Raw genomic sequence first — 16,266 nt, forward strand, 5'->3', positions numbered from 1 at the left:
GCCGCCGCGGCGGCCGGGGGGCGGCGTTCCAGTTGTTCCAGGCGTTGCAGCAGGGCTGCTTCGGACTGGCTCACCGAGGGCAGGAGCATGCGGGAGACGAGGAGTTCGAGCAGGAGGCGGGGGGCGGTGGCGCCCCTCATGTCGACCAGGCCGGTGTGGACGATTTCGGCGTAGCGGGTCAGGGCTGCGGGGCCGATTCGTTGTGCCTGGGCCGACATCGTGGCCAGTTCGTCTTCTGGGGCGCTGACCAGGTTGCGCTCGCCTGCGTCCGGGACTGCGCAGAGGAGGACGAGGTCGCGGAGCCTGTCCAGGAGGTCGGAGGCAAAGCGGCGGGGGTCGTGGCCGGCTTCCACCAGGCGGTCGATGGTGCCGAAGACTGCGGCGCCGTCGCCTGCGGCCAGGCCGTCCACCACGTCGTTGATCAGGGCCGAGTCGGTCACGCCGAGGAGGGTGAGGGCGCGTTCGTACTTGACGCCGTCAGGGCCTGCGCCGGAGAGGAGCTGGTCCATCACGGACTGGGTGTCGCGGGCCGAGCCGCCGCCTGCGCGGATGACCAGGGGGAAGACGGCCGGTTCCACGGCCACGCCTTCCGCGGCGCAGTTGCGTTCCAGCAGGCTTCGCATCACGCCGGGCGGGATCAGGCGGAACGGGTAGTGGTGCGTGCGGGAGCGGATGGTCGGGAGGACCTTGTCCGGTTCGGTGGTGGCGAAGATGAAGATCAGGTGGTCCGGCGGCTCTTCGACGATCTTCAGCAGGGCGTTGAAGCCCTGCGTGGTGACCATGTGGGCCTCGTCGATGATGAAGACGCGGTAGCGGGCCTCGGCGGGGGCGTAGAAGGCCTTGTCGCGCAGTTCCCTGGCGTCCTCCACGCCGCCGTGGGAGGCGGCGTCGAGCTCCACGACGTCGACGCTGCCGGAGCCGTTCGGGGCGAGGCCGATGCACGAGTTGCACTCGCCGCACGGGTCGGGAGTCGGGCCCTTCACGCAGTTGAGCGAGCGGGCCAGGATTCTGGCCGAGGAGGTCTTGCCGCAGCCGCGCGGGCCGCTGAACAGGTAGGCGTGGTTCACCCGGCCCGCCGCCAGCGCGACGCGCAGCGGATCGGTCACGTGCTCCTGGCCCACGACCTCGGAGAACGTGGCCGGACGGTACTTGCGATACAGAGCGAGCGCCACGCCGGAAACAGTACCGGTGAGCACCGACAGTCCTGCGCGTCCCGCCACGGGCCTGCCGGTCGCGCGGATCGCGGGCAAAATAAGGGGACCCCGTGCACCCACCAGAGCCCGCTTATCCTTGCTGCCTTCCGGCCCTGGGGAGGTTCGCGAGATGTGTGCCGCACGAGGTCCTCAGCAAGTGTAGCGAACGGCCCGAATCGAACGTGTGTTCGAGTTACCCACAGCGTTGTCCCCACCTGTGGACAGCTCACGCAAGCCGGACTCGTCCTCGTGCACACTGGCACTCATGGCGAAAAAGGGCCTGCTGGTGGCCGTGATCGTGGCGGTTGCGGTGGTGACGGCAGGGATCTTGGTCTCGGGTGACGACGCGGTCCCGAAACGCGCCACGGACGTGAGCGTGTGGCCCACTCCGCGCATGATCGAGCGCGTGGGTGACGACGTTGCGATCCCCGCCTCGGTGACGATCGAGGGCGATGTCGAAGCAGTCACCCGGCAGGTGGTCGAGAAGGCGCTCGCGGGAGGCACCGGTAACGCCGGGCTGAAAATCCGGTTCCGCACCGACAAGGGGCTGCCGGCCGAGGCCTACGCGTTGAACGTCGCACCGGCCGAGGTCACCATCGCGAGCGCGGATCCCGCGGGTGCGCACCACGCCGCCCAGACGCTGCGCCAGCTGGTCAAGCAGGGCAAGGTCGCCGCCGTGAAGATCGACGACCGGCCGTCGTTGCGGCAGCGCGGCATCGTCGAGGGCTTCTACGGACGGCAGTGGACCTACGCCGAGCAGCAGGCCCAGATCGCCTTCGCCGCCTCCGTCAAGTTCAACTCCTACGTCTACGCACCGAAGGACGACCCCTACCACCGCGAACGCTGGCGGGAGCCCTACCCCGACGAGCGCCTGAACCAGCTCGGTGAGCTGGCGAAACGGGCCGCCGCCTCGCACATCGAGTTCACCTACTCGCTCGCTCCCGGCCTGTCGATGTGCTACTCGAAGGACGCCGACCGCGACGCGATCCAGGCCAAGCTCACCCAGCTGCACGGCGCGGGCATCAGGTCGTTCGCGCTGCTGCTGGACGACATCGACTACGCGAAGTGGAACTGCCAGGAGGACCTGGACACGTTCGGCAAGCCCAGCCAGGCGAACGCGGCACGCGCGCAGAACGACCTGCTCAACGACACCGCGCAGACCGTGAAGAACCAGATGCCGGACGCAGGGCCGCTGGTGACCGTGTTGACCGAGTACGGCGACATCAACCCGACCCCTTACAAGCGGGTCTTCCGCGATGACCTGGACAAGTCCGTCAAGGTCATGTGGACGGGGACCGCGGTCGTGCCCAAGGCGATCACCAGGGCCGAGTCGAAGCGCGCAGAGGAACTGTGGGGCCGCAAGACCCTGATCTGGGACAACTACCCGGTCACCGATTACCCGGACGCGAAGGGACGGCTGCTGCTCGGCTCGTACTCGGGACGCGAGCCAGGACTCCAGGTCGAAGGCCTCCTCGCGAACCCGATGAGCCAGGCCCACGCGAGCCGCGTCGCGATGTTCGAGATGGCCGACTACGCCTGGAACGACCGCGCGTACGACGAGGACAAGGCCGAACGCGCCTACGCGGAGCTGCTCGCCAATGGCGACGAGCAGGTGACGAAGGCGCTGCTGGCGTTCTTCGACCTCAGCTCGTGGACCGCACCGCGGCTCGCCGACCAGCTCGAAGAGTTCCAGGACCGGTGGAAGGCGGGCGACAAGAAGAACGCGGTGGCCGGGCTGCGGGTCCACGCCGACGTGCTCGCCGGTGCGCCGAAGCTGATCAGGGACCGGGTGTACAAGGGTTTCGCCGTCGACTCCGAGCCCTGGCTCGTCGCGTGCGAGCTGTACGGCAAGGCACTGCAAGCCACGCTCGACGGACTGGACGGCAACCGCGAGCGGTTCACCGACTCGTCCGAACCGGTACGGCAGATCGACAAAGGGGTGCGGCTGGGCGACGGGACGCTGGACAAGTTCCTCGCCCAGGCACCCGGCATGTGACATCAGATCGAACGTGTGTTCGACTTGCCCACAGCGTTGTCCCCAGCTGTGGACAACTGGCGTCCGGTGGCCAGCATCAGCAGGTCAGAGGCAGGAAGGTCAGGCACTCCCGACTCGCGGAAACGCTTGCGCGCACCCCAGAACGGGCTCTTCAGCACGTGCTCCAGGGCGGCCTGAGCGGGTTCGAGCGGCATGTCCCGAACGCGTCCGAGCGGGCGGGCGATGTCCTGACCGTGCACCAGGAAGTCGACCAGCGGGTCCATCGGGGCTGCACCGGGAGCGCGCTTCGGGGAAGCCGCCGTCTCGCGGATCTGGGCGATCAACTCCGGCCTCGTGAACCGTGCGGCGATCGCGCGCGCCATGCGGTCCTCCATGCGGTCGAAGCTGAACCCGGACGACACCGCACCCTTGATCGCGTCCCACCAGCCGGTGCGCGTCGACGTGGTCAGGTGGGCGGCCATCTCCTGCATGGTCCAGCCGGTGCAGAGAGTTTCTCGCTGCCACTCGTCGTCGGTCAGGTCCTCGAGGAGGTCGGCGACGCTCATCCGCTCGGCCTCCAGCCACTTCATGATCATGATTGCCCCTCGATGACGGTCAGCCTGCGGCGCAGGAAGTCCTGTTCGGATTCGGTGCCCGCGAGCGCGATCGCCTCGCGGTAGGCCTCCGCGGCCTCGGCGTCACGGCCCAGGCGGTGCAGCAGGTCCGCGCGGGCGCCCGGTACGGGTGGTAGTCGCGGAGCTTGGGCTCGTCGGCCAGCTCGTCAAGCAACGCGAGCCCTGCCGCGGCGCCGTCGCGCATGGCGATGGCGGCGGCTGTTCAGCGCGACCACCGGGGACGGCACCAGGCCGTCGAGAACGTCGTAGAGCGCGACGATCTGCGGCCAGTCGGTGCTCGCGAAGTCCGGCGCCTCGTCGTGCAGCGCGTTGATCGCCGCCTGCACGCCGTACGGGCCGTGCCCACAGGTCAGAGCCCGTTCGGCCAGCGCGCTGCCCTCGGTGATCATGTCGCGGTCCCAGAGCGTGCGGTCCTGGTCCTCCAGCAGCTCGGCGCGGGCTTCCCGGCGGGCGTGGATGAGCAGCATCAACGCCAGCAGGCCCGTGACCTCACGTTCGTGCGGCAGCAGGCCGCGCAGGATCCTGGCCAGCCGGATCGCCTCGTCGGCGAGATCCGTCCGCCGGGCCGCGTAGCCCTCGGTGAAGATCGAGTAGACGGCCTGCAGCACGCCGGGCAGGCGCTCCGGCAGCTCGTGCGGATCCGGCACGCGGAACGGGATGCGCGCCTCCTTGATCTTCTTCTTCGCGCGCACGATCCGTTGCTGCATCGTCGTGACCGGCACCAGGTAGGCCCGCGCGACCTCGGGCGTCGTGAAGCCGGCCAGGCAGCGCAGAGTCAGGGCACCGCGATCCTCCGCGGGCAACGCCGGGTGCGCGCACGTGAAGAACAGCTCCAGCCGCTCGTCCGGCAGTGAGTCCCCCGCCGGCGGATCCGCCCGGTCGACCTCCACCTGCAGCAACGCCAGACGCGCCGCATAAGCCTGGTCGCGGCGCAGGCGGTCGACGGCCTTGCGGCGCGCGGTCGTGAGCAACCACGCGCCGGGCCGGTCCGGCACCCCGTCCACCGGCCAGTGCCGCAGCGCCGCCTCGATCGCGTCGGAGGTGACCTCCTCTGCCAGGTCGAGGTCGCCGAAACGCTTGACCAGGGTGGCGAGCAGCCTGCCGCGCTCCTCACGGAACACCTGCTCGACGTTCATCTCGGAACTCAGAAGTCGAACTCTGCGATCGGCCTCACGACGACGGCCCCGCCGTCGCGCGAACCGGGACACTTCGCGGCCCATTCCAGTGCCGCGTCGAGGTCCGGCACGTCGATGACGTCGTAGCCGCCCAGCACCTCGCGGGTCTCGGCGAACGGCCCGTCGGTGACGGTGCGCTTGCCGTCCTGTCCGACCTGGACGGTGGTCGCGGTGACCAGGTCGGCCAGCGAGTGGCCGGAGACCAGGACGCCGGCGTCCTTCATCTCCTTCTCGTAGGCGATCCAGTCCTCGACGGTGCAGCTCGCCTGCTGGTCAGAGGCCGCGTAGATCAACAGCATGTACTTCACGATTGCCCTCCTCGGTCCGGTCTTACGGGATCACGACGAGCGGGCGGGCGCCAGATCGACACGGGCTTCCAAGATTTTTTGGAGACCTTCCCGAGACCCCCCGTTTTGGGTCCCGGAACACCCGTCCGGTAAGGTTCTCGACGGAGGATTCGCATAGCGGCCTAGTGCGCACGACTGGAAATCGTGTTGGGTTCACCCCCTCACGGGTTCAAATCCCGTATCCTCCGCCAGCTCAGAGGCCCGGACACTTCTTAGTGTCCGGGCCTCTGTCGTATGCGGGTCTCAGTTCGGGTCTCACATGCCCCTGTGGATCAGGCCGCGCCCACGGTCAGCGCACCGACCGCGGTCGGCTCAGGGATCGTCTCGCCGTGCTCGCGCAGGCTCTCCAGGTGGAAGGCGACGGCCTCCCGCATGAGCGTCACGCACTCGTCGTAGGTGGCCGCTGCCGCCGCGACTCCCGGCAGGTCGGGCGCCCACGCGCTGAACCCGCCGGCGTCGTCGCGCTCGATGATGATGACGTATCCGGTCACTACGGCCTCCCTTTGAGTCCGGCTTGCCTCAGGATGCTCGCCTCGGTGCGCGGGTGCAACGTGTCGCTTGGTTTGCCAGCGACCGTAACCGTGCCCGTTTTCGCCGGGTGGCGGTACTGCCGGTGACTCCCCCGCGTTCGATCCAACTGCCACCCGTCGGCCTCGATTTGTTTGATGATCTCGCTGACCTTTGTCGGCATCGGGCTACCTCCTTTCTACGCCGGGACCAGAGCGCTGCCGGGGCCGTCGTCGTCGTCCGGCAACACGTCGGCAAGCCGTTCCCGCCACCGATCAGGAAGCGCGGCAACGAGTTTGAGAAGCGCTGCCCGCTGTTCGTCGGTCAGCTCCTCCTCGTCGTCGTCCACGTCCGCCGCTGCCGGGGCCGCCCACATAAGGCCGCCAACCTGTGCGGCGATGTCATCCGTGAGTTCGTGCGGGATGTGCAGGTAGCGCGTCAACATGGCGTGTTCGGACCAGCCCATCACGCTCATGATTGCCCTGGGTGGCACCTTGAGAACGAGAAGCATGGTCGCTGCCGTGTGCCTCGCGTCGTGCAACCGCGCGTCCCGAACTTCCGCGCTGCGCAACAAGAGTTTCCAGTTCTCGTGATCCACGGTCGGATGCACTGGACGGCCAACGTAGTTGGCAAACATCCAATCTCCCTCGTCCCACAGTTCGCAGGCCTTGTCACGTTCGGCGTTCTGCGCCTCGCGGTGCTTCTCCAACGCATCGATCAGTTGGCGGGGAACACCGATCGTCCGGCGGCCGGCGCGTGACTTCACGTCGGTGACGACCACTCCCCCGCCGTGCCTCTGCGGGCAGCCAGCGCCGTACTTCTTGCCACAGGGGCGTTTCTCTGGGCAGCCGTGCCGCCACACGAGTTGCTGAATACCGCGCTTGATCGTGAGTGCGGCCGACTCGGTTTCCCGCTTGGCGCATACATGTGCCGCACGGTTCTTGCGGCACTTCGTGCCCTGTTCACACCCGTGCTGCCACTTCACCGTCAGGTCGGACCAGCGCAGGCCGAGAGCCTCACCACGCCGCAGGCCAAGCGTGAGAGCCACGATGAACCGTGCGCCGTTCCGCATGCCGCCCGCCGTGGCCATGATGCGCTGGGCCTCATCGACCGTGAACGGAACGATCTCCTCTTCCTCGACACGCGGAGCCTTGGCATGGTGGCCGGGTTTTCCACGAGGTGCCGTCGCCGAACAGCCTCATTGAGCGCGGCGCGCACCGTGCGGTGGACCAGGTGCGCGGTTCCCGGCTTCAACCCGCCCGCGATCATGCGGGCGTAGAGCTTCTCCAGGTGTTCCGGCCTCAAGCGGTCGATGCGGTGTGCACCGATGCCGGGGATGAGGTGCTTGTTGACCGACGCGCGGTAGCCGACCATCGTGGTTGCTCGAACCGTTGGCGCAGCAATGTTCTCAACCCAGTGCGTCAGCCACTTCTCGACTGTCCACACGCGACCGGCCTTCTTGACCTTTCCGCTGTCGCGCTGTCGTTCGAGGTCGCGGACGGCGGTGATGACCTCGGCTTCGGTGGCGCGCTTGACGTGTCGGCGGTCGGGCTTGCCGTTGTCGAGCGTGCCCATGGTGACGCGGCCGTGCCATTTGCCGTCTGCGCCGTGGTAGATGCTGCTGGCGCCGTTGGGGGCGCGGGTGCCCTCGGGTCGTTTCTTGCGTGGCATCGGGTGGTTCTCCTTCTGGTTGGTGGCGGTGGGGGTCAGGCGGCGTGCGGTTGGCCGGTGGCGAGGTGTTCGGCGTAGGTGGTGAGTGCTGTTGCGGGGACGCGGCGGAGGCGTCCGATCTGTACGGAGGTGATCGCGCCGGACTTGAGGAGGCCGAACATGGTGGTGCGGCCGATCGAGAGCCGCCGGGCGGCTTCCTCGACGCTGAGGAGGGTTCGCGGCGCGTCTGTCTCGTGTGGTGGGTTGGGGGTGTGTCGGGGCATGGCGATGTCCTCTCGGTCGTCGGTCGTGGTGTTCGGTCGTCAGCGCGGAGCGAGGCTCGAAGGTCGCGGTTCGCGGTCGGCGGGGGTTGTTGCTCCAACATGGGGGGCTCACAGGGGACTCGGATCGGTGAGGCCCTGGTCTGCCCGCGAGGCGTTCGGCAGGGGCGACCGAGGTGGAGCGGGCGCACGTCGTGGCGGTGGCCTGGCCGGGTTGTCGCCGGTGTTGTTTGTGCTGGTCGTCGCGACCGGGGCGGGTTCGGTCGCCGGACGGTCGGGGCGGCCGAGGGGAGTCAGTCCGGCGTCTGCGCGGTAGGTCGTCAGCGTGGTTCTGGGAGCGCTCTGAGTGGCCCGTTGCTGGTCTGTCGGTCGCCTGGCCTGGAGACGACCGAGTGGTGGTGTTGCGCGTCGGCAGGCGCGTCTGAGAGCCGCCTTGTTGTGAGCAGCGCCCATGTTGAAGCAATCCCGACGCGGCACACGGCGGGCTGGGCCTGACGAGAGTGGGGCGATGCGGGCAGTCGGCTTCGGGATGGAGGTCGCACCTCCAGCCGAGTCCGGCGAGTAGCGCGGGTTCGGCCCCGTCGAAAGTTTCGAAGTTTCGAACGTTGGCCCTGACCTGCGGTGTCGCCGGTTCGAAACTTCGAACCTTCGAAGTTTGGGATTCGTGTTTGCCCTGGTCAGGACCTAATTTCGAAGGTTCGATTCATTCGCGGGGGACGGCGGTGAAGACCTGCGCGCGTCGTCCCGATGTCTGGCCGTCGGCGCGGGGCCGGTTGCCGGTGGTGAGTTGGCCGTTGTCGACGAGCTGGGTGAGCACGTCGCCCAGGTTCTTGGGTGGTTTGTTCTTGAACAGATCGGTGGTGATCTCGGTTCGAGTGCGTCCTTCCTGCCCTGCTGCCGCGATGAACGCGATCAGTCGCGTGTCTGTTGTGTGCGGGCTAAGTACGGCGCGTGCTGAGGCGATCGAGTAGCGGATCAGCGCGGCGGCCGAGGCGAGGTGCGCCGGGGTGATGCGGTCGGTGCGGTCCAGTGCGGCGTAGATCGCGGCGATACGTACGCAGGTGACTCCAGCGCGGGAGACGAACTCCTCGACCTGGCCGTCGCCTCCGAGGTGGCGGCCGAACTCCAGTTGCAGCCGCCGCCACTCGAACTCTGCGGCGTCGGTGAAGGTGACCGCGCCCAGTCCGGACGCCTGCTGTAGCCGGTCGGCCAGTGACGCGCTCAGGTCGGAGGTCAGGGTGGTGTCGGGCAGTGGTGGGAAGTACTTGGACTGGGCGACCGCGATGGGCAGGAATCGGTTGTAGGTGCCGCCCGCCATGTCCGTTGTGGACACCTTCTCGCGGAACTCCTTGGGGGTGATGTGGGAGATGATGCCGATGTGGGATTGCCTGGCCATGCGGGCGTCGACGTTGAGGGTGGACAGGTTGCCGCCCTCCCAGGCGGAGCGCAGTGTGGCGGAGAGTGTGTTGCCCTCGCGTCGCATGCGGGCGATGACCGATGCCCATTCGGTTTCGACCACGAGTAGGCGGCTGTCGCCGTCGGGCAGAAGCCGCGGCTTGCCGCCCCGCTTGCCGCCCCGCTTGCCGTCCTGCTCGGTGTCGGTGGCGAACAACGCGGCCAGGCCTTCACCGCTGGACAGGCCGGAGTGCTTGTTGCTGGCCAGGAACTCGGGGTCGGCCTGCCCCAGCAGTTTCACCGCGACGTTGGTGGCGGTGCCCTTGCGGCCGATGCCGGTCGCGCCGATGAGCATGGGCCAGATCAGCAGCGGGTGCCGCTCTCCGTAGCCGAGTTGCAGATGCGGGCCGGGACCGAGGTGGACCCCGGCCACCCCGACGAGGGAGGCGAGCACGCCGGCGGGGTCGGCCTGGGTGTACGGGTCCATGCGGTCGGCCAGGTTGCCGAGGTAGCAGTCGAACGCGGCGTCCTCGACCGGCGGCAGCCACGCCCGTATCCGTGCGATGTCCTGCCGCGCACCAGCGTCCAGCTCTGCCGCCGCGCTGTCGATGCCGGTGTCCCGGACAGGACGCAGCCACCGCCCGGCGGGCGGCTGATCGGCTGGCGTCCTGCCCAGTGCGGGGTCCGGTGCCATGCGCGTAGACCTCTCCAAAATTGTGACCGAGGGTGATCGTCCGGAAGGGACGGAAGTTCGTCAGAACCGTTGTCAGGCAACGTCTGGCGCGCGCGACGCACGTACGCACACACACGCACGCGTAGGACGCGAGTGCGCGAGGATTCAGGCTCCTGACGTCAATTGACGTCAGACGCGCGCGCGATCACGCGGCGTGATCGCGCGGATCAGCCGGTGCGACGCAGAATCGCCGACCGCTCGCGCGAGTCACGCAACCCGTTGTCAGCGGTCAGGAACAGCTCGGTGACCCGCCGCTTGCACGTGATCAACCGTGGCTGGTCGACGCCGGCCGCGCGCGTCTCGATCGCTCGTTCCAGCCGCGCCTTGTCGGCCGCGACCTTGTTGGCACCGTCGTTGAGCAGCGTGTCGAGCACGGCTTCGCGGATGCGGTCGGCGTCGGCCAGCTGCTCACCGGTGAGCTCGCAGCTGTAGAGGATGGAGACCAGGTCCTCGAACCGCAGCGGGATGTTGAACCGCGCCGCGATCACCGTCGGGCCACGCCCACCAACACGGAACCGCGCCGACAGCTCGACACCCTCACGGCCCAGGTGCGCGCGCATCACGCCACCTCCCAGGGCGCCGGGCTGTCGACGGCCGGGAGCGTGCGCGGCGACCGTGGCGCGTGCACGCACAACCTCGCCGCGGCTTCCATGCAGGCCTGGTAGCGGTCCGCGCTGTTCCACCACTCCAGGAACAGGCCCCGGTCCTCACCGGTCGCCGTGCCGAGCGTGATCCGCTGGAACAGCGCCCTGGTGGCGAGATCGAGCGCCCTCGCGTAGTCCAAGCCCTCGCGCAGCACCCCGTGGAACGCCAGCGCCGCCAGCTCGTCCACGTCCTCGGGCAACGGCCCGACCGCCACGTGCAGCGCGACGGCGATCTCACCGTCACCGAGCACCAGCGGCCATCGGTGGCCGGTCGCGTAGAACCGCACCCGCCGCACCTCCAACAGGTACTCATCCAGCACCGGCCGCTCTCGCTCGTAGGCCGATAGCTCGACCTCGGGCACGAAACCCGCACTGTTGACCGTCATGCCGCCACCACCAGTCCGTGACCGCGTTTGACCGCCTGCACCAACGCTGATGCCGCGCCAGTGCACGCCTCCTCGCGGTGGTCCGGCCAGATCCGCCGCTGCAGCTTGAGCACCTCGGGCCGCATCGACGGCGCCACGTCCTCGTCCAGCACGTTCGCCATCCGGTCGATCAACGTCAGCTCCTGCACGCGCCGCACTCCGGCACGGCGCACACCCGCGATCGCCAGCCGCGCCAGCCGCTGCGCGGGCAGGTCGGACGTGACTGGCGCACCGGACAGGTTGAGTGCCATCGCGATCTCGCTGCTCGATCCCAGCACGATGACGTCCTCGGGCCGACCGGGGTTCTGGAACACCATCTGGAAGTCCGGGCCCAGGAACACCGAGACGGTCATCATCGGCGTGACGGGCGCCCGATGGCGCAGGGTGGAAGTCATCTCAGGCCACCCCCGCCGTGATCGCCGCGACCGGCAGCAGGCCGAACCGCTCCGGCTGGATGTCCAGCTGTGCCGCGACCCACCGCAGGTCGTCCAGGTTCTGGACGTCCCGCTTGCCCTTCTCGACCAGCGACACCCACTGCTGTGTGCGGCAGAGTCGTGCCGCCAGCTCCACCTGCGTCATACCCAGCTCGCGACGACGAGCGTGGATGATCCGCCCCACCATCGACCGCGCGCTCATGCCGTCACCAGCTCTCGCGCGACCGTGCGCTGACGCCGGCGGATGCGGGGCGCGGTGGCCGGGAACAGCTGCGTGACGCGCTTGCGGCACAACGTCAGCCACGCCCTGCGGCCGTCGCCCGCCTCCATACCCTCGATGTCGTCACGGACAGCCTCGACACGCGACAGGCCGACATTCACGACCGCCTCCACGACCAGCGATCGGGCCTGGTCGTCATCGGCGAGCGCGGTGCAGGAGTCGTCCAGGTTGCCCCACTCGAACAGGGCTGCGACCAGGTCGTCGTGGTCCATCGGCACCGACACGACCACGGTCGCCAGGACCGGGGTGTTCATGGAGCCGGGGCGGGTGCAGGGCGTGAACTCGGTGGTGGCGCCGTTGACGGTTGCGGTTGCGGTGTTCATCTCAGGCCACCTCCGCCACGGTTGCGTTCTCGTCGTGGTCGGTGGTCTCGGGCTGCTCGTCGCCCAGGACGAACGCCTGGTAGCCGGCCTCCGCGCACGCCTCGTCGAACACGCGCAATGCCTGCTCCGGGACTCGGATCGCGCCACCGATCTTGTAGGCGTCCAAGGCACCGGACTTGATTGCCCGGTAGATCGTGTGGACCGAGACGTCGTACCGCTTGGCAACCGCCTTGACCCGGAAGAACCGGGTACCCTCGTTCTGCATCGCTTGCTCTCCAAGGCTTCCGATGTGATGTCCGCCCCGGCCGGTGTTCCAGCACCGCCGGGGCTTTCTGTTGTGTCGCTGCGATCTCTGCGATGTGGGCAACGCTAGCGAACAGTTGCAACCCTGTCAACAGAGTTGCAACTGTAGAAGGGTTGCAACTGTGGCGGTAGGCTGGTTGACATGGGAAAACTCGACCCGAATGACTCGCGGGCACCGTTTCTCCAGGTGGCTGATCGGATAGCCGACGCCATCGGCAGTGGGGAGTACGCGCCCGGCGATCAGCTTCCGTCGCTGAACGAGCTTGGGGAGAGGTACGGCGTTGCGGTTGGCACAGTGCGAAGTGCGCTGAACGTCTTGCGAGACAAGGGAATGACCGTCACGCGTCCTGGTAGCGGGTCGTTCGTTCGAAGTGACCTGACCATTGGGGGGTCGTTGTCCCACAGCCGATCGAGCGAACTTGGCGAGGTTCTGCAGCTGCTCCACGAGATCAACGGCCGTCTCGCAGACATCGAACGTCGCTTGCCCGGGGAGTGAGTGGCCGGTGTCGCCGTGATGGCTGCGGTTGCTGGCTTTCATGCAATCAGCATCCGACCGGCGGGTACCCGGTGTCCAAAGACTGGTTGTCCTACCACGCGCTTGGAATGACTGCCTGGCATAAGTGCAGGTCAGGCGACTAACAAGAGGCAGGGGAGTAGATGGAAACCGATGGACAGTGGCTGTCCAGGCCGACGTCCGAGGCAAGCCTCAACACGGGGCTCCTGGCGGAAGTGTTGAAGGAGTACCGGCAGGCCAACGGCCTGAACCAGGGCGACCTAGCGAAGCTGCTGAACCTCGATCAGTCCTATGTCTCGAAGATCGAAACCGGACAGCGTCAGGTGCGGGATCTTGAGACTCTGTTGCGCATCGCCAACCGGCTGAACATTCCACCCAGCCACGTTGGTGTCTCGCAGGAGCTGTTGCAGCCCGTTGCGCCTCCCTCCGCTGGCGCGCTTGTAGATGCTGTGGACCCTGTCGAGGTGAGTCAAAGCGACTGGAAGCGCGGTCGTCGATTCCTGAATCGCCATCGCGGCGAACTGGCGCAATTGGCAAAGCAGCTCTACAGCCCAGAGTTTCACGTTGGCGACGACGTGACATTCATGGCCAAGCCTGAATGGATGCCCCAGAGGCCCCTTCCGCTTGAGGATATTAAGCTGCGATGGGCGGATGATCGAGTGCCCATTGAGGTGACCGGGGGCGAACCTGAAGCGGCAAGCGTCTTGCCTCTGCGTGCACCTGGCCGCAGGTTCGAGCGCTACACGTCCGCCATTCGATATCTCGACCGTCCATCGTTGTTTGAAAACCGCGCAAGCTATCGACTGCTGGACGCGAACCTCAAAGCGGGCGACGCTTGGCTGACCTTTGGTCTGGGTACGTACTTCGACAAGTTGGACGCCTCGGAAGCGGCGGCGCACGAACTAGCCGAGGTGGTGCGTGAGGGTCCGGCGGACGAGGTGCCGGACTGGTCGACATTGCCACTTCGTGCGCTAATCGGCGACCCGTTCGATTTGAACCGCCGGGGTGTGATGCCCGCGATCGAGACGCTCACTCTCCGGCGGCAGCGCGACACAGGACGCGCAACCTTCCTGCTTCATTGGCGTGACCCGGCAAAGGTGGCGACAGCTGCCGGAATCTACGGACTCATTCCGGCAGGCGAGTTTCAGCCGTCCAGCGTCGCAGCCTGGGATACGAAGAACGATTTCGATCTGTGGCGCAACATGGTTCGGGAGTACTCCGAGGAACTTCTAGGCGAGCCAGAGCGGGATGGCAGCCAGGGAGAGCCGATCAACTATGAGGAGTGGCCGTTCTACAGGGCGCTTGAAAAGGCGCGGGCTGAGGAACGTGTTTCGGCCTACTGCCTCGGGATTGGCCTCGACACACTGACGTTGACTGCCACATTGCTCACGGTTGTTGTCATAGACGATGACGTGTTCGATGACATATTCGGTAACACGGTGCAGATCAACGCTGAGGGCGCGCTGGTGACCGCGATTGAGTCGACGTCGGTGTCTGAGGGAGTGCCGTTCACGGAGGAGACCGTGCGACGGATGCTGACCTCGGAGCCGATGGCGTCACCCGGCGCATGCATCCTCGCGCGCAGCTGGGAGTTCAGGAAGGACATCCTGGGGTGAAGGGCTGCACGTCCCCTCCGGGCTGCTGACGAACTAAGTCCGGCGCGTCTGCGCAGGTCAACCGCTACGTGCCCCGGTGTCGCGTCCCTAATTCCCCCGCTTGGGGGACAGTCCTGAAATGGCGGCCACAGTGACAGCACGTCAGTCTCGATGGGCGTAGCCGGGGCATTCGGTGATCAAGCATCGGCGGGTAGGTGCGAGGAACAAGGAAGAACACAAGAGAGAAGTAGGAATACACATGGCACCCAAAAGAGGCTGGCATGGTAATTTCACCCAGGCGATTTCACACCCACTCGCGCTGATCATTCATGGGGTGATCAACGGTGGTGGGGCTCCAGTCCAGCACCATTCGCGGCCAATCACACTAAGCGTAAACCGCAGTCAGGCAGAAGAACTCAAGGCTGAACTCGACCGGTTCCTGGCAGGTCCAGGGTTGATAGGCCGCTGAGGAATTAGGTTCGGCGCGTTTGCGCAGGTCAACGGCTGCGCGCCCCGGTGTCACGTCCCCTTAGTTCGTCACCTACGAAGAAAGCCCACCCACGAAACCGCAGGTCAGCGGGCTTATTTCGTTAGTTCGTCAAGTTCGCAGCGTCCGCGCAGCCGAGAACCGCGCTGTAGCCGGAGGGGGTGTCACGTCGCCCGTCTGAGCTGGAGGTTTGGCGGCGACTCGGGACCCGAGGGCTGGAGCGGTAGAGGCACGCTGGACCAATCCGTTTGGTGTCGCAACGCTGCTCGATCGTGTGGGACGCGCTGACCTGCGCTTTGGTCGTGGCCGGCGATGCCCGCGGCGCAGCTGCAGGACGGGACCAATGCCTGACAGCGCTGAACACGGTTGGGGTGTCACGTCCCCTCGGTGACCGGGGAGGACGGCGGGGAGGACGGCAGGATGCGGGGAGTTCTCCCCGGTCGCCTCCCCGCGCTGCCTCTGCGGGTTGACCAGGGAAGACCCTCAGGCGGGAGGCGGGGAGGCACGCCACCGGAACCCGCGAACAGGCGGGAAAACGGCTCTCATTGGCCGCTGTGGTGGCCGTCGAGCGGCTGGAGCACGCGGGGTGGTGTGACTCTCGGTGGCCCAGAGGGGTCCTCCCGCCCCGTTTCAGCCGTTGTGGAGCCTCCACACTGGACGGCCTCTAGGCTCTAGGGCGCTGGTCACCCGATGTACCGGCGTCTAGACGGGGGTCTAGGTCTAGAGGGGCCAGGGTCTAGCCCTAGCAGCACTAGCGTCCCGGTCAGCGGCACCGCGCAGCCCTAGGCACGGACCCTAGAGCTAGGGCCACGACCACTAGCCCGAGTTAGGTCACCGCGACGGCCGAACACCACCTCCGGGTACAGCCGACCTTGCTTCAGCCTCGGGTAACCCGGCTAACCCGCTAACTCGCCGCAGCTCACGAGCGCGTCAGGCGGTGAGGTCGTTGGGTTATCTTTCTAACCCAGCAGAGACGATCTAACCCGCCGCATAGGGTCCCCACGCGTCCCGCTGGTCGTCGATTAGTTCCGGCCAAGCGCCCACATCAGCCCGTCAACCTGTGCTTGCTCCGCGATCTCGCTCGATACTGGACTACTCCCGTTGTGCACCCCGATCAGCAACCACACCGTGGCGTACTTAGTCGCGTTCTCGTGTACTCCACCTATTCACGCTGTTGAGGTGACGCTCTATGGAACCACCGCAGAACTACCACTATCAGCACGGCCCACAGCCTCCAATTCCAGGCCATTTCCCGCAACCGACTGGCTACACCTACTATCAGCAGCCGAGGCCTCCGGTGTATCCGGTGGTGATATGGACCGCACTCTTTGGTCTCTTTGGGATCATTGCGGCGGCTCTCCGCGCAGGCA

General features: G+C 67.0%; 16 protein-coding genes, 1 tRNA gene, 1 other RNA gene and 2 pseudogenes. 4 read left to right on the plus strand and 16 right to left on the minus strand.

Going from position 1 to position 16,266, the window contains the following annotated elements:
- Both FXN61_RS22600 and ffs read right to left on the minus strand, forming a co-directional pair.
- A partial coding sequence (locus FXN61_RS22600) for a DNA polymerase III subunit gamma and tau (RefSeq protein WP_167976047.1) occupies positions 1-1,172 on the minus strand: 1,172 nt, incomplete at its 3' end.
- A 79-nt stretch (positions 1,173-1,251) separates the two neighbouring features.
- Positions 1,252-1,346: signal recognition particle sRNA small type (gene ffs, locus FXN61_RS22605), an RNA gene on the minus strand.
- Positions 1,347-1,458: 112 nt separating this feature from the next.
- Here ffs and FXN61_RS22610 point away from each other — a divergent pair.
- Complete coding sequence (locus tag FXN61_RS22610) at positions 1,459-3,189, plus strand: glycoside hydrolase family 84 protein (protein WP_167976048.1); 1,731 nt, start codon at positions 1,459-1,461, stop codon at positions 3,187-3,189.
- A 2-nt stretch (positions 3,190-3,191) separates the two neighbouring features.
- Here FXN61_RS22610 and FXN61_RS22615 read toward each other — a convergent pair whose 3' ends face one another.
- The 3 genes and pseudogenes from FXN61_RS22615 to FXN61_RS22625 all read right to left on the minus strand — a co-directional run bounded on the left by FXN61_RS22615 (position 3,192) and on the right by FXN61_RS22625 (position 5,286).
- On the minus strand, positions 3,192-3,764 hold the full coding sequence (locus FXN61_RS22615; protein ID WP_167976049.1) for a maleylpyruvate isomerase family mycothiol-dependent enzyme: 573 nt from the start codon (positions 3,762-3,764) through the stop codon (positions 3,192-3,194).
- Positions 3,761-4,939, minus strand: a pseudogene (locus FXN61_RS22620) (RNA polymerase sigma factor). The gene FXN61_RS22615 and the pseudogene FXN61_RS22620 overlap by 4 nt, the downstream one beginning before the upstream one ends.
- Before the next feature lie 8 nt (positions 4,940-4,947).
- Positions 4,948-5,286 (minus strand): YciI family protein, encoded by a 339-nt coding sequence (locus FXN61_RS22625; protein WP_167976050.1) that lies wholly within the window; start codon positions 5,284-5,286, stop codon positions 4,948-4,950.
- Positions 5,287-5,428: 142 nt separating this feature from the next.
- Between FXN61_RS22625 and FXN61_RS22630 the strand changes: the two genes are divergently transcribed.
- Positions 5,429-5,516: transfer RNA gene (locus tag FXN61_RS22630), tRNA-Ser, on the plus strand.
- Between the two features lie 81 nt (positions 5,517-5,597).
- Here FXN61_RS22630 and FXN61_RS22635 read toward each other — a convergent pair.
- From FXN61_RS22635 to FXN61_RS22685, 11 genes and pseudogenes are all read right to left on the minus strand, one after another.
- Positions 5,598-5,816 carry a type II toxin-antitoxin system HicB family antitoxin gene (locus FXN61_RS22635; protein WP_167976051.1) on the minus strand — a complete coding sequence of 73 codons (219 nt, stop codon included), beginning with the start codon at positions 5,814-5,816 and terminating at the stop codon, positions 5,598-5,600.
- A complete protein-coding gene (locus FXN61_RS22640; protein WP_167976052.1) occupies positions 5,816-6,016 on the minus strand; it encodes a type II toxin-antitoxin system HicA family toxin in 201 nt (66 codons plus the stop codon). The genes FXN61_RS22635 and FXN61_RS22640 overlap by 1 nt, the downstream gene beginning before the upstream one ends.
- Positions 6,017-6,202: 186 nt before the next feature.
- A pseudogene (locus FXN61_RS56465) lies at positions 6,203-7,503 on the minus strand (tyrosine-type recombinase/integrase); the annotation flags it as partial.
- Positions 7,504-7,538: 35 nt separating this feature from the next.
- On the minus strand, positions 7,539-7,766 hold the full coding sequence (locus FXN61_RS22650; RefSeq protein WP_167976053.1) for an excisionase family DNA-binding protein: 228 nt from the start codon (positions 7,764-7,766) through the stop codon (positions 7,539-7,541).
- 700 nt (positions 7,767-8,466) lie between these two features.
- Entirely contained in the window at positions 8,467-9,852 is a 1,386-nt protein-coding gene (locus FXN61_RS22655; RefSeq protein WP_167976054.1) for a DUF3987 domain-containing protein, read from the minus strand.
- Between the two features lie 206 nt (positions 9,853-10,058).
- Complete coding sequence (locus tag FXN61_RS22660) at positions 10,059-10,451, minus strand: hypothetical protein (protein ID WP_167976055.1); 393 nt, start codon at positions 10,449-10,451, stop codon at positions 10,059-10,061.
- Positions 10,451-10,921 (minus strand): hypothetical protein, encoded by a 471-nt coding sequence (locus FXN61_RS22665; protein ID WP_167976056.1) that lies wholly within the window; start codon positions 10,919-10,921, stop codon positions 10,451-10,453. The genes FXN61_RS22660 and FXN61_RS22665 overlap by 1 nt, the downstream gene beginning before the upstream one ends.
- Positions 10,918-11,355: a hypothetical protein gene (locus FXN61_RS22670; protein ID WP_167976057.1), complete on the minus strand. Its 438-nt coding sequence runs from the start codon at positions 11,353-11,355 to the stop codon at positions 10,918-10,920. Before FXN61_RS22670 ends, FXN61_RS22665 begins: the two co-directional genes overlap by 4 nt.
- A 1-nt stretch (position 11,356) precedes the next feature.
- A complete protein-coding gene (locus FXN61_RS22675; RefSeq protein ID WP_167976058.1) occupies positions 11,357-11,596 on the minus strand; it encodes a helix-turn-helix domain-containing protein in 240 nt (79 codons plus the stop codon).
- Positions 11,593-11,997: a hypothetical protein gene (locus FXN61_RS22680; protein WP_167976059.1), complete on the minus strand. Its 405-nt coding sequence runs from the start codon at positions 11,995-11,997 to the stop codon at positions 11,593-11,595. The genes FXN61_RS22675 and FXN61_RS22680 overlap by 4 nt, the downstream gene beginning before the upstream one ends.
- Before the next feature lies 1 nt (position 11,998).
- Positions 11,999-12,262, minus strand: coding sequence for a helix-turn-helix domain-containing protein (locus FXN61_RS22685; RefSeq protein ID WP_167976060.1), 264 nt, complete (start codon positions 12,260-12,262; stop codon positions 11,999-12,001).
- Between the two features lie 180 nt (positions 12,263-12,442).
- Here FXN61_RS22685 and FXN61_RS22690 point away from each other — a divergent pair, with 180 nt between their 5' ends.
- A complete protein-coding gene (locus FXN61_RS22690) occupies positions 12,443-12,796 on the plus strand; it encodes a GntR family transcriptional regulator (protein ID WP_167976061.1) in 354 nt (117 codons plus the stop codon).
- 161 nt (positions 12,797-12,957) lie between these two features.
- Positions 12,958-14,430 (plus strand): helix-turn-helix domain-containing protein, encoded by a 1,473-nt coding sequence (locus FXN61_RS22695; RefSeq protein WP_167976062.1) that lies wholly within the window; start codon positions 12,958-12,960, stop codon positions 14,428-14,430.
- Positions 14,431-16,266: the final 1,836 nt, after the last annotated feature.

The organism is Lentzea indica (assembly GCF_012184385.1).
GTDB lineage: Bacteria > Actinomycetota > Actinomycetes > Mycobacteriales > Pseudonocardiaceae > Lentzea > Lentzea indica.

What these genes read in the sequence shown, in the direction of transcription:
- FXN61_RS22610 (WP_167976048.1), top strand. Translation starts at nt 1,459, where the DNA reads ATGGCGAAAAAGGGCCTGCTGGTGGCCGTGATCGTGGCGGTTGCGGTG.
- FXN61_RS22615 (WP_167976049.1), bottom strand. Translation starts at nt 3,764, where the DNA reads ATGATCATGAAGTGGCTGGAGGCCGAGCGGATGAGCGTCGCCGACCTC.
- FXN61_RS22640 (WP_167976052.1), bottom strand. Translation starts at nt 6,016, where the DNA reads ATGCCGACAAAGGTCAGCGAGATCATCAAACAAATCGAGGCCGACGGG.
- FXN61_RS22650 (WP_167976053.1), bottom strand. Translation starts at nt 7,766, where the DNA reads ATGCCCCGACACACCCCCAACCCACCACACGAGACAGACGCGCCGCGA.
- FXN61_RS22655 (WP_167976054.1), bottom strand. Translation starts at nt 9,852, where the DNA reads ATGGCACCGGACCCCGCACTGGGCAGGACGCCAGCCGATCAGCCGCCC.
- FXN61_RS22660 (WP_167976055.1), bottom strand. Translation starts at nt 10,451, where the DNA reads ATGCGCGCGCACCTGGGCCGTGAGGGTGTCGAGCTGTCGGCGCGGTTC.
- FXN61_RS22665 (WP_167976056.1), bottom strand. Translation starts at nt 10,921, where the DNA reads ATGACGGTCAACAGTGCGGGTTTCGTGCCCGAGGTCGAGCTATCGGCC.
- FXN61_RS22670 (WP_167976057.1), bottom strand. Translation starts at nt 11,355, where the DNA reads ATGACTTCCACCCTGCGCCATCGGGCGCCCGTCACGCCGATGATGACC.
- FXN61_RS22675 (WP_167976058.1), bottom strand. Translation starts at nt 11,596, where the DNA reads ATGAGCGCGCGGTCGATGGTGGGGCGGATCATCCACGCTCGTCGTCGC.
- FXN61_RS22680 (WP_167976059.1), bottom strand. Translation starts at nt 11,997, where the DNA reads ATGAACACCGCAACCGCAACCGTCAACGGCGCCACCACCGAGTTCACG.
- FXN61_RS22685 (WP_167976060.1), bottom strand. Translation starts at nt 12,262, where the DNA reads ATGCAGAACGAGGGTACCCGGTTCTTCCGGGTCAAGGCGGTTGCCAAG.
- FXN61_RS22690 (WP_167976061.1), top strand. Translation starts at nt 12,443, where the DNA reads ATGGGAAAACTCGACCCGAATGACTCGCGGGCACCGTTTCTCCAGGTG.
- FXN61_RS22695 (WP_167976062.1), top strand. Translation starts at nt 12,958, where the DNA reads ATGGAAACCGATGGACAGTGGCTGTCCAGGCCGACGTCCGAGGCAAGC.